Genomic DNA, 12,334 nt, shown 5'->3' on the forward strand with positions numbered 1-12,334 from the left:
CGAGGGAAGCCCGCGGCGCAGCATCCAACCCATGACGAGGTCCTTATGAACGCCCCCTTCGATCAGCTGTCCGCCTGGCTGAAAGAACACAAGATTACCGAAGTCGAATGCGTGATCAGTGATTTGACTGGCATCGCACGCGGCAAGATTTCGCCCACCAACAAGTTCCTGCATGAGCGAGGCATGCGCCTGCCGGAAAGTGTGTTGCTGCAAACGGTAACCGGGGACTTTGTCGACGACGATATCTACTACGACCTGCTGGACCCGGCCGACATCGACATGATCTGCCGCCCGGTGTCCAACGCCACCTACGTGGTGCCATGGGCCATCGAGCCGACGGCCATCGTGATCCACGACACCTTCGACAAGCAGGGCAACCCCATCGAACTGTCGCCGCGCAACGTGCTGAAAAAGGTCCTGCAACTCTATACCGACCAGGGCTGGCAGCCGATTGTCGCGCCGGAGATGGAGTTCTACCTGACCCAGCGCTGCGAAGACCCGGACCTGCCGCTGAAGACCCCGCTGGGCCGTTCCGGTCGCGCCGAAAGTGGCCGCCAATCGTTCTCCATCGATGCCGCCAACGAATTCGACCCGCTGTTCGAAGACGTCTACGACTGGTGCGAAGCCCAGGGCCTGGACCTCGACACGCTGATCCATGAAGACGGCCCGGCGCAGATGGAAATCAACTTCCGCCACGGCGATGCCCTCGACCTGGCCGACCAGATCACCGTGTTCAAACGCACCCTGCGCGAGGCTGCACTCAAGCACAACGTGGCGGCCACCTTCATGGCCAAACCGGTGGCCGACGAGCCCGGCAGCGCCATGCACCTGCACCAGAGCGTGGTGGAGATCGCCACCGGCAAACAGGTGTTTGTCGATGAACACGGCAACAAGAGCCAGCTGTTCCTCAACCACATCGGCGGCCTGCAGAAGTACATCCCCAAGCTGCTGCCGATGTTTGCGCCTAACGTCAACTCGTTCCGCCGCTTCCTGCCGGACACCTCGGCACCGGTCAACGTCGAGTGGGGCGAAGAAAACCGCACCGTTGGCCTGCGTGTACCGAGTTCCAGCCCCGACGCCATGCGCGTGGAAAACCGTCTGCCGGGCGCCGACGCCAACCCGTACCTGGCCATCGCCGCCAGCCTGCTGTGCGGCTACCTCGGCATGATCGAAAAGGTCGAGCCCAGCGCCCCGGTGGAAGGCCGCGCCTACGAGCGCCGCAACCTGAGGCTGCCGATCACCATCGAAGACGCCCTGGCGCGCATGGAAGAGTGCGACACCGTCAAGCAGTACCTGGGGGACAAGTTTGTGCGCGGCTACGTCGCGGTCAAGCGTGCCGAACACGAGAATTTCAAGCGGGTGATCAGCTCCTGGGAACGTGAGTTCCTGCTGCTGAGCGTCTGACGAATCGTCCGTAGCTTAGCGAGGCTGCCGTCGGGCCCACCGCAATTGTGTCCGATACATCGCTACGCAGCCTCGCCAAGGCTCGACAGCTGCTACGGGCAGAATGGCTGGATGAATACATAAAAATCAATCAAGCAAAGGGGTGTCGATATGCGTCTGGTGAAAAAGCTTCTCCCGCTGGCCTTGGCGGCATTGTTCAGCAGCGCGGGCCACGCCGCGCAGACGGTCAGTGTGTACAACTGGACCGACTACATCGGTGAGACCACCTTGGCCGACTTCCAGGCCAAGACCGGGATCAAGGTGATCTACGACGTGTTCGACTCCAACGAAACCCTGGAAGGCAAACTGCTCGCCGGCCGTACCGGCTACGATGTGGTGGTGCCGTCCAACCACTTCCTGGCGCGCCAGGTAAAGGCCGGCGCGTTCCTCAAGCTGGACCGTTCGCAGCTACCCAACTTCAAGAACCTCGACCCCAAGCTGCTCAAACTGCTGGAGAAAAACGACCCGGGCAACGAGCATTCGGTGCCGTACCTGTGGGGCACCAACGGCATCGGCTATAACGTGGACAAGGTCAAGCAGGTGTTGGGCATCGACCATATCGATTCGTGGGCCGTGCTGTTTGAACCGGAGAACATCAAGAAGCTCCACGAGTGCGGCGTAGCATTCCTCGACTCGGCGGATGAACTGTTCCCGGCGATCCTCAACTACATGGGCAAGGACCCGCGCAGCGAGAATCCCGAAGACTACAAACAGGCCGAGGCCAAGCTGCTGACCCTGCGGCCGTACATCACTTATTTCCATTCCTCCAAGTACATCTCGGACCTGGCCAACGGTGATATCTGCGTCGCCTTCGGTTATTCCGGCGACGTGTTCCAGGCGGCCAACCGCGCCAAGGAAGCCAAGAACGGCGTGAACATCGCCTACTCGATCCCCAAGGAAGGCAGCAACCTGTGGTTCGACCTGCTGGCCATCCCGGCGGACGCCGCCAACCCGAAAGCCGCCCACGCCTTCATCAACTACTTGCTGGACCCTGAAGTGATCGCCAAGGTCAGCGCCAGCGTCGGCTACGCCAACCCGAACCCGGCGGCCAAGGCCTTCATGGCCCCCGAGCTGGTGAACAACCCCGAGATCTACCCGTACCAGGAAGTGCTCGACAAACTCTACATTTCCACCACCCCGACGCCCGCCGTCATGCGCTTGATGACGCGGTCCTGGAGCAAAGTGAAGACCAACAAATGAACCGTTCCTCCTCCGACCACGCTCGTTCCTATTACCTGGCTTCGGCCAACGCCATGCCCCGGCGCCCAGCGCTGGGGGCTGACCTGACCGCCGATGTGTGTGTGATCGGCGGTGGGTTCACCGGGGTCAACACCGCCATCGAACTGGCCCAGCGCGGGCTGTCGGTGATCCTGCTGGAGGCCCGGCGGATTGGCTGGGGCGCCAGCGGGCGCAATGGCGGGCAGTTGATTCGCGGGATTGGGCATGATGTATCGGGCTTTGCCAGGTACGTGGGGGAGGAGGGCGTGCGTTACCTGCAGCAGGCCGGGATCGATTCGGTGGCGCTGGTGGGGGAGCGGATTCGCGAGCACGGGATTGACTGTGATTTGCGCTGGGGGTTTTGCGAGTTGGCGAATACGCCGGCGCAGTTTGCGGCGTTTCAGGGGGAGCTGGAGAGCCTGGCTGCCTTGGGGTATGCGCCTGAAACACGGTTGGTGGCATCGCAGGATATGGCGCAGGTGGTTGGCTCAGGCTTGTATGCGGGTGGCCTGGTGGACATGGGCTCCGGGCATCTGCACCCGTTGAACCTGGTGCTGGGGGAGGCTGGAGTGGCCGAATCCCTTGGGGTGCGGATCTTTGAAGACAGCCCGGTGCTGGAGTTGATCCATGGCGACACGGTGCAGGTGCGTTGCGAGTTTGGCAGAGTGCGCGCCGGTAGCCTGGTGCTGGCGTGCAATGCGCATCTGGAGGAATTGGAGCCGAAGTTGAGCGGCAAGGTGTTGCCAGCGGGGAGCTACATCATTGCGACCGAGCCGCTGTCGGTTGGGGTGGCTGATCAGTTGATTCCGCAGAACCTGGCGTTGTGTGATCAGAAAGTGGGGTTGGATTATTACCGCCTTTCGGCGGATCGGCGGTTGTTGTTTGGGGGGGCTTGTCATTATTCGGGGCGTGATCCGGTGGATATCGCGGGGTATATGCGGCCGAAGATGCTCAAGGTTTTTCCGCAGTTGGCGAATACCGCGATTGAGTTTCAGTGGGGGGGGAAGATCGGCATCACCGCCAACCGCTTTCCCCAGGTGGGGCGCCTGAAGCAGCATCCGAATGTGTTCTATGCCCAGGGGTATTCGGGGCATGGGTTGAACGTGACTCACTGGTGTGCGCGGTTGTTGGCTGAGGGGATTCAGGCTGGGCAGAGCCGGGGGTTGGATATTTTCAGCCAGGTGCCGCATATGACGTTTCCTGGGGGGAAGGTGTTGCGTTCGCCGCTGCTGGCGTTGGGGATGTTGTGGTATCGGGTTCGGGAGATGGTGGGGTGATTGATTGGGTACATATCCGTTTCTTCGGTAACGGCCACCTATGGTTTCGCTCTTACAGCGAGTCACTTTGCAAAAGCGGCAAAGTAACCAAAGCGCTCTGCCCCGCCTGTCGGCACCTCGCCTAGGCTCGGTGTTCCCTCACTCCGGCACCGCGAAGCGGGCCGCCGCGACGGGCCATCCATGGCCCGGCGCGGCTAAACCGGCGTCCTGCCGGTTTACCCGCTGCGCAATACCTGCGTTCGGCCTCGGGCTTATTGGGGCAGTCAGATCAAAATCAAAAGCAAGAGCACGGCGGCCTGAGAGCCGACCTGAGTGTTAAAAGCCAGATCAAAAGCCAGAGCGAAAGCAGAGCTGCTTTTCTGTAGGAGCTGGCTTGCCGGCGATGCAGACACCTCGGTCTTCCAGACACACCGAGGTGATGCCATCGCAGGCAAGCCAGCTCCCACATTTGAACCGTGCCCGCTTTAGCTTTTGATTTAGCTTTTAACACTCAAGCCGGCTTTCAGGCCGCTGTGTTCTTGATCTTGCTTTTGATCTTGATCTTGGGCGCCCCGTTAAACCACGCTGGCCGAACGCAGGCTTTGGAGCGTGGGTAACCCGGCAGGACGCCGGGTTAGCCGTCCTGGGCCAAGGATGGCCCATGACGGCGGCCCACGGTCCAAAGCCGGAGTGAGGGCACTCCGAGCCACAGCGAGGAGCCGAGTGGTGGGGCAAGAGCGTTTTGCTTACTTTTGCGCTGTTCAAAAGTGAGCCGCTGTAAGAGCGGAACCAATTTAAGCCATCACCCAAATAACGGATATTCACCCCCAAAGCCTACCGCTCAATCGACCGACTCCACCGCGCATTCCACTCGGGTCGTGCCTGGTTCACCTGATCCCAGTCAATCGAAATCGCCGTCTGCAAATAACTGTTCATCGCCTCCACCCGCGCCCGGGTTTTGTCGGTAGTCGGCGTCGTAGGATTCGAAGGAATCTGATCCCCCAGTTCCAAAGCCGGCGCCTGAGCCTCTGCGGTCAACAAGAACTGCGCCAGTTTCTGCGCCAGCTCCGGCTGGTCATTCCGCGCAATCACACACTCCGCCACGTTCAACACCACCGCGCCTTCCTTCGGCTGCGCATACTCCATCGGCACACCCAACAACTGTTGCGTGGTCACCTGTGTTGGCGTCAGCGGAAAGATCGCCGCCTCATCCGTCTGCACCATCTCGGAAATCTTCGCCGAGCTGGCGATGTACTCCAGCACATTCGGCCCAACCGTCTTCGGCCAGGCCTTGAACCCCGGATCCACGTTGGTCTCGCTACCCCCCTGAATCCGGTTGAACATGAGGAACCCGTGCAACCCAAATGTGGACGAGGCCAACGACTGGAACACCACCTTGTCCTTGAAGCGCGGGTCGGCCAGGTCCATCCACGACGTCGGCGGCGCCCAGCCCTTTTCCTTGAACATCTTGGCGTTGTAACCCAACCCGGTCACCCCGAGCGTCACCGCAACCGCTTCTTCCTTGATCTTCGCCTTGGCCGGAATCTGATCCAGGGTCGGATTGGGCGTGAGCTTCTCGCACAACCCCATGGAAATCGCGCGGTACATGATGCCGTCGTCGAGGAACATCACGTGCATCTGCGGGTTGTCCTTGTTGGCCTGCACCTTGGCCAGGATGTCCGACGAGGTGCCCGGCACGATCACCACCTTGACGTTGTTGGCCTTTTCGAACGCGGGCAGCACCTTGTCGGCGTAGACCCGCTCCATGGTGCCGCCGTTCATGCCCAGGTACAGCGTCGGTGCGGCGTGGGCCGCCGTGCTCAACAGGGCGAGGGACAGGCAAGACAGCGCAGTACGTTTGATCATGTGCATGAATCTTCCTCTCAGGCTTGGAAACGACGGATGGAAAATGCTTCGATGGGCTGCCGGCTGGCCCCCGTGCAGACGATCTCTGCCAGGGCTTCACCGACCGCAGGGCCGAGCTGGAACCCGGCGCCGGCAAAGCCGAAACCGTGGAGCAGGCCGGGTTGGGTGCTGCTGTCGCCGATCACCGGTTCGTGGTCGGGCAGATAACCTTCGGTGCCGCTCCAGGTACGGATCGCCTGGGCACCCTTGAGGAACGGGTACAACTCGCCGGCATTGCGCAGAATCTCCAGCACCGCCGCTTGCCCCGGGCGGGCTTGTTGCGGGCCCAGGGCAAAGCCGCGCCCGCCACCGAGGATGCAATTGCCCCGGGCGACTTGCCGCGCATAAATCCCGCCGCCTTCCACCCCGGTGCTCACGTCCATCACCACCGGCAACGGCTCGGTCACCAGCATCGCCGGGTGTGCCGAGGTCATCGGCACCGGTTCGCCAAATTGCGCGGCCACAGTACTGGCCCAGGCGCCGGCGCAGTTCAACAGCCAGCGGGCTTGAAGCTGCACACCATTGGCACAGCGCACCTGAAACAGCTGGCCGTCATGCTCAACCTGGGTGACTTCGGTTTGCTCCATCACCCTCGCACCGTGGCGTTGGGCGGCGCGGGCAAAGGCGGGGGAGACCAGGCGCGGATTGGCGTGGCCGTCTTCGGGGCATAACGACGCGCCGACCGCCACATCACCCACCCACGGGAACCGGGCGCGCAGTTGAGCGTGATCCAGCATTTGCAGGCCCAGGCCAAAGCCTCGAGTGGCGTCGGCGTAAGCCTGCAGAGCGGCCAGGTCTTCGTGACTGCGGGCCAGTTTCAGATGCCCGGAGCGCACATATTCGCCATTGATGCCAATCAGCCCCGGCAAGTCGGACCACAGCGCATGGGCGCGTTGGGACAACGGCAACTGATGTAATGGCCGACCCTGGCGCCGCACGCCGCCATAGTTCACACCGCTGGAGTGCGAGCCACAAAAGTCCCGCTCCACCAGCACCACGCGCCGGCCTTTCTGCGCCAGCATCAAGGCCGCTGAAGCGCCGACAATCCCGCCGCCCAGCACGATCACTTCGCTGTCGATCATGACTGCACCTCCACGCCAAACGGCAAGGGTTTGATCGGTGCCTGGCCCCGCAGGCGGCCAACGTTTTGAATCTCGCGCCCACTGCGTTCGGCAATGATTTCTGCCGCTGCGAGCCCACACATCCGGCCCTGGCAACGGCCCATGCCAACCCGGCAATGGGCCTTGACCCGGTTCACTTCCCAGTGGCCTTCGTCCACCACCGCGCGCACTTCGCCGACGCTGACTTCTTCACAGCGGCACAGGATCAGTTCGTCCGGAGCTTCAGCGGCCCAGTTTTCCGGGAAGGGGAAGGCGGTTTCCAGGCCGTGGCGAAAGCGCTGGATACCTGCCAGTTGTTGTTCCAGCACGGGCCCGCGACGGTGGTCGATGGCAACACCGCTGTCTTCGAGCAAGGCCAATGCCGCTCGCTCGCCGGCCATTTGCGCCGCATCGGCGCCCATGATTCCTGCACCGTCGCCAGCCAGATACACGCCCGCGACACTGCTACGCCCGGCCGCATCTCGCTGGGGCAACCAGGCGCGGTTCAATGCATTCCAGGCAAATTCACACCCAAGTAAATCCGCCAGTTGAGTCTCGCTGCGCAGGGCATGGGCGAAGGCCACGGCATCACAGGCGATTTCCTGCTGGTCCCAGTGGATGCCCGTCACTCGTTGCTCGCCGTTGATGTGCGACAACGTTGCCCCTTGATGCACCGGGATGCCGTGGGCCGTGAGCCAGGCGCGGTAGTACAAACCCTTGGCCAGGGTCGCCGGCTGGCCGAGCAATGCCGGCAGGGCGCGGCATTGGGCGCTGAACGGCGCGCTGTCGAGCACCGCCACCACCCTGGCCCCGGCCTTGGCGTACTGATACGCCACCAGGTACAGCAACGGCCCGCTGCCGCAAAACGCGACGCGCTCACCGATGGCGCAGCCTTGATACTTCAGCGCGATTTGCGCCGCGCCCAGGCTGTACACACCGGGCAGCGTCCAGCCCGGCACGGGCAGGATGCGGTCGGTGGCGCCCGTGGCGACGATGATCTGCGCGTATTCGATGCTTTCGGCGTGGCCGTTGTTGAGCATGTCCAGGCGGCCATTTTCCGCATTCCACACCAGGGTTTCCGGCCGGTAGTCGATCCGGGTGGCCAGCTCATCCATGGTGCGATGCAGCGCTGTCGCCTTGCCCGCTTCAAACCCATACAGCTGCTTGGCCGAGCGCTGGAAGTTCGCCGGCTGGCGCCGATAGATCTGGCCGCCACCGCGCAGGCTCTCGTCCACCAACACCGGGGTTACGCCATGGTCCAGCAAAGTCCGGGCTGCGGTAATGCCCGCCGGGCCTGCGCCCACTATCACCACGCTCTTCATGCCTGGCGCCCCGGGTCACGGTGAATCGCCTGGCCGTCTTCCAGCAAGGTCGAACAGGCGCGCACTCGCCGACCATCCTCCAGCCGTACCCAGCAATCCTGGCAAGCTCCCATCAGGCAGAAACCGGCGCGGCGTTCGGCGCTGAAATCACTGCCCCGCAGGTGCTCGACGCAGGTCAGTACGGCAGTCAGCAAGGTGTCCCCGAGCAGGCCCGTGGCAGGCTGCCCATCGAGGGTGAACGCCAGGCTGGGCCGCTCGGTTTCCGCCAGTCGTTTGAACAGTGCCATCAATGTTTCCCTACCAACACGCGATCCAGGCCGTAGACCCGGTCCAGCAGAATCATTGCCGCCGCCGTCAACCCGATCACCAGCGCCGACACGGCCGCCATCATCGGGTCGATGGATTCGGTGGCGTACACGTACATGCGCACCGGCAAGGTCTGGGTGGCCGGCGAGCTGACAAAGATCGACAGGGTCACTTCATCGAAACTGTTGATGAACGCCAGCAACCAGCCGCCGGCCACGCCGGGCAGAATCATCGGCAAGGTGATCTGGCGAAACAGGGTGAAGCGGCTGGCGCCGAGGGATTCGGCAGCCTGCTCGGCGCTGCGGTCAATGCCGATGGCGGCCGCCAATACCAGGCGCAATACGTAAGGCGTGATGATCACCACGTGCGCCAGCATCAACCAGGTGAAGCTGCCGTTGACGCCCATCATTGCGAACAGCCGCAGCATCGCCACCCCCAGCACCAGGTGCGGGATGATGATCGGCGAGAGGAACAGCGCACTGAAGAAGTTACGGCCGGGGAACTGGTAGCGACTGATTGCCAGCGCCGCCGGTACCGCGATCAACGTCGCCAGGGTGGCGGCAACGAACGCCAGGACCAGGCTGTTGTAGAACGCCTGGATAAAGTCCGCGCGCTCGAACACCGCATGAAACCAGCGCAGCGAGAAGCCCGAGGTGGGCAGGCTCAAGGTGTTTTCCGGGGTGAAGGCCACCAGGCACACCACCACCAGCGGCGCCATCATGAACAGCACCACCAGGCCGTGAAAGCCCAGGGCCAAAGGACCGTTTCTGGACATCGTCTTATACTCCCAGGGACTTTTTGTAGCGGCCTTCGACCATGCGGTTCCAGCTCAGCATGATCAGCAAGTTGACCAACAGCAACACCACCGCGATGGTCGCGCCCATGGGCCAGTTGAGTTCCGAGAGGTATTGGTCGTAGACCACCGTGGCGACCATCTTCAGGCGGCGTCCGCCCAGCAGGCCGGGGATCGCGAAGGAGCTGGCAGCCAGGCCGAACACGATCAGGGTGCCGGACAGCACGCCGGGCATCACCTGCGGCAACACGATCTTGCGCATCACCGTGGCCTGGCTGGCACCCAGGGACAGCGCCGCCTGTTCCGCCGACGGGTCGAGCTTCTGCAGGGAGGTCCACACCGGGATGATCATGAACGGCAGCATCACGTGCACCAGTGCGATGATCACGGCGAACGAGGTGTACAGCAGCTTCACCGGCTTGCCGCCCAGGGCCTGGATCACCTGGTTCACCAGGCCATCGGCACCCAGCAGCAGGCTCCAGCCGAAGGCCCGCACCACCACCGAAATCAGCAGCGGGGTGAGGATCAGGATCAGGAAGATCGAGCGCCATGGCGTGCCCATGCGGCTGAGGATGTAGGCCTCGGGCACGCCGATCACCACGCAGAGCAAGGTCACCAGGGCACTGATCCAGAAGGTGCGCCAGAAGATCTCGTAGAAGTACGAATCGCTGAACAGCGACAGGTAGTGGGCGAAGGTCCACTCATCGGCCTTCACCCCTACCTGATAGTCGAACACGTTGAACGACAGCACCAGTGTCAGGCCCAGGGGCAGGATCAGCAGCCCGAAAAACAACACCAGCGCCGGCAACGACAACAGGTAGCCACGGCTCATGCGCGCACCTCATCCGCGGCCAGCACCCGCAACAGGTTCGACTCCCAGTCCAGGCCCACTGCAGCGCCGCAAGCCAATGGCGCGCTGCCGTCATTGCGGCGGACCACGGTCAGCTCGCCGATCTCGGTCTTGATGCGATACAGCCATTGGCTGCCGAAGAAGTAGCTGTCGAGGATCTTGCCTTGCAGCCGGCCGTTGCCGGCGGCCACCAGGTCGATCTTTTCCGGGCGCAGGCTCAGGGTCAGTTGGCCGTTGCCGGGCTCGAAGCGCACTTGCGGCGCGCCGAGTTGATCGAAGTCGCCCGCCAGCAGGTTGGCCTTGCCGACAAAATCCGAGATGAAGCGTGTGCGCGGGTGTTCATAGAGTTTGTACGGCGCGTCGATCTGCGTCACGCGCCCGGCCTGCATCACTACTACCCGGTCGCTGATGGACAGCGCCTCGGCCTGGTCGTGGGTGACCATCAGGGTGGTGATCCCGACTTCACACTGGATGCGACGGATCTCGAACTGCATCTCTTCCCGCAGGTTGGCGTCGAGGTTGGAGAGGGGCTCGTCCAGCAGCAACACCGGCGGCTCGATCACCAGGGCGCGGGCCAGGGCCACGCGCTGGCGCTGGCCGCCGGACAGTTCCCGCGGGTAGCGCTCGGCGTGGGGCGCCAGGCGCACCAGTTCCAGCACGGTCTTGACTCTGCTTGCGATCTCAGTGGCAGGCACCTTGCGCATCTTCAGGCCGAAGGCGACGTTGTCGCGCACGCTCATGTGGGGGAACAGCGCGTAGCTCTGGAACACCACGCCGAGGCCGCGGCTGGCGGGTTTGGCATGGGTGATGTCGCGACCGTCGAGGACGATCTGGCCACCGGTGACGTCGACGAAGCCGGCGATCATTTGCAAGGTGGTGGTCTTGCCGCAGCCCGAGGGGCCGAGCAGGGACACGAATTCGCCTTTTTCCACCGCAAGATCAGTGGCGACCACCGCGTCGACGGCGCCGTAGCGTTTGCTCAAGGCGTTGAGTTGGAGAAAAGCCATGTCTGCGTTCCACCTTTTTGAGTCGCGTCGAAACGCGCTTTTTTGTTTTGGGCAGATGCGAAAAGGGTGTTGCGGGTGCGTTGGCGCTCGATCTTGAGTCGGCTGCCGTTAGTTGTTCATTTCGCCCCTGTGGACGCAGATTAGGGCGAAAGACTAGGATGGCGGAAGATGGAATTTCACTGGATAGAGTACTTTTTTCAGTTTCATTCACTGACCAGAATTTAGTGTGAGATATCGGCTTATGGATTCCACTGAGCGGAATGAAAGTGTCAAGGAAGTCGGCGCCGGTGGCGTCTCCCGGTTGTTTGCATTACTGCGCATCCTCGGCGCGGCGCCGGACGGTGGTGAACGGGTGACGCAACTGGCGCAGCAGGTGGGGCTGTCGCAACCCACCACCCACCGACTGCTGCGCAGCCTGATGGACGAGGGCATGGTGGAGCAGGATGCGCGCAGCAAGCGCTATCGGCTGAGCCTGGAGTTCTTCGCACTGGCGGCGAATGCGGGCAACACCGGCAACCTGCGGGACCTGGTGCGGCCGAGCATGTTGCGCCTCAGTGCGTCGTTGGGGGATTCATTGTTCCTGCTGGCGCGCAGCGGGTTTGATGCGATCTGCCTGGACCGCAGTGAAGGGCCGTATCCGATCCGTACCTTTACCGGTGATATCGGCGGCCGCGTGGCGCTGGGCGTGGGGCAGGGCAGTCTGGCGATTTTGGCGTTTTTGCCAGAGGAGGAGCGCGAGACGGTGATCCGCTACAACTTGCCGCGGCTCAAGGATTTTCACCTGTACGACGAGGTGTTTTTGCGTTCGGAGGTGGAGAGTGTGCGGCGGTTGGGGTATGCGGCGCGAAACACCGGGGTGCTGGAAGGCATGGCCGGGTTGGCGGTGCCGATCCTGGATCGCAATGGGCATGCGGTGGCGGCGTTGAGTGTGGCGACCATCAGCGACCGGCTCGGGCCGGGGCGGTTGCCGACGGTGGTGGAGTTGTTGAAGCGCGAGGCGGCGGCGATCGGGCCGAAGATCAACCCGTTTGACCCGACGTTGCGCCGGCCTTCGCAGATCTTCGGTGGGTAGGTAATACCAGTAACGACACAGATCAAATGTGGGAGCGGGCTTGCTCGCGAATGCGGTGTATC

11 protein-coding genes are annotated in these 12,334 nt (G+C 62.7%); 4 read left to right on the plus strand and 7 right to left on the minus strand.

Annotated features, from left to right (window positions below; genetic code table 11):
• The first annotated feature begins 45 nt into the window (after positions 1–45).
• The 3 genes from V6607_RS12510 to V6607_RS12520 all read left to right on the plus strand — a co-directional run bounded on the left by V6607_RS12510 (position 46) and on the right by V6607_RS12520 (position 3,938).
• On the plus strand, positions 46–1,404 hold the full coding sequence (locus V6607_RS12510) for a glutamine synthetase family protein (RefSeq protein WP_003219154.1): 1,359 nt from the start codon (positions 46–48) through the stop codon (positions 1,402–1,404).
• A gap of 150 nt (positions 1,405–1,554) precedes the next feature.
• Positions 1,555–2,643, plus strand: a complete 1,089-nt coding sequence (locus V6607_RS12515; protein ID WP_134326206.1) for a polyamine ABC transporter substrate-binding protein — start codon at positions 1,555–1,557, stop codon at positions 2,641–2,643.
• On the plus strand, positions 2,640–3,938 hold the full coding sequence (locus V6607_RS12520) for an FAD-binding oxidoreductase (protein ID WP_134326207.1): 1,299 nt from the start codon (positions 2,640–2,642) through the stop codon (positions 3,936–3,938). Before V6607_RS12515 ends, V6607_RS12520 begins: the two co-directional genes overlap by 4 nt.
• Before the next feature lie 813 nt (positions 3,939–4,751).
• Here the strand turns inward: V6607_RS12520 and V6607_RS12525 are convergent.
• From V6607_RS12525 to V6607_RS12555, 7 genes are read right to left on the minus strand one after another with little or no spacing between them, the layout of a single operon-like run.
• Positions 4,752–5,783 (minus strand): ABC transporter substrate-binding protein, encoded by a 1,032-nt coding sequence (locus V6607_RS12525; RefSeq protein WP_134326208.1) that lies wholly within the window; start codon positions 5,781–5,783, stop codon positions 4,752–4,754.
• A 17-nt stretch (positions 5,784–5,800) separates the two neighbouring features.
• Positions 5,801–6,904 (minus strand): FAD-dependent oxidoreductase, encoded by a 1,104-nt coding sequence (locus V6607_RS12530; RefSeq protein ID WP_134326209.1) that lies wholly within the window; start codon positions 6,902–6,904, stop codon positions 5,801–5,803.
• On the minus strand, positions 6,901–8,244 hold the full coding sequence (locus tag V6607_RS12535; RefSeq protein WP_134326210.1) for an FAD/NAD(P)-binding oxidoreductase: 1,344 nt from the start codon (positions 8,242–8,244) through the stop codon (positions 6,901–6,903). The genes V6607_RS12530 and V6607_RS12535 overlap by 4 nt, the downstream gene beginning before the upstream one ends.
• On the minus strand, positions 8,241–8,531 hold the full coding sequence (locus V6607_RS12540; protein WP_134326211.1) for a (2Fe-2S)-binding protein: 291 nt from the start codon (positions 8,529–8,531) through the stop codon (positions 8,241–8,243). The genes V6607_RS12535 and V6607_RS12540 overlap by 4 nt, the downstream gene beginning before the upstream one ends.
• Entirely contained in the window at positions 8,531–9,325 is a 795-nt protein-coding gene (locus V6607_RS12545) for an ABC transporter permease (RefSeq protein ID WP_003218275.1), read from the minus strand. Before V6607_RS12545 ends, V6607_RS12540 begins: the two co-directional genes overlap by 1 nt.
• Before the next feature lie 4 nt (positions 9,326–9,329).
• Positions 9,330–10,175: an ABC transporter permease gene (locus V6607_RS12550; RefSeq protein ID WP_003218273.1), complete on the minus strand. Its 846-nt coding sequence runs from the start codon at positions 10,173–10,175 to the stop codon at positions 9,330–9,332.
• On the minus strand, positions 10,172–11,200 hold the full coding sequence (locus V6607_RS12555; RefSeq protein WP_134326212.1) for an ABC transporter ATP-binding protein: 1,029 nt from the start codon (positions 11,198–11,200) through the stop codon (positions 10,172–10,174). Before V6607_RS12555 ends, V6607_RS12550 begins: the two co-directional genes overlap by 4 nt.
• Before the next feature lie 241 nt (positions 11,201–11,441).
• Here V6607_RS12555 and V6607_RS12560 point away from each other — a divergent pair, with 241 nt between their 5' ends.
• A complete protein-coding gene (locus V6607_RS12560) occupies positions 11,442–12,272 on the plus strand; it encodes an IclR family transcriptional regulator (protein WP_003218269.1) in 831 nt (276 codons plus the stop codon).
• Positions 12,273–12,334 lie beyond the last annotated feature (62 nt).

Origin of the sequence: Pseudomonas sp. KK18, assembly GCF_037094675.1 — a bacterium.
Lineage (GTDB): Bacteria > Pseudomonadota > Gammaproteobacteria > Pseudomonadales > Pseudomonadaceae > Aquipseudomonas.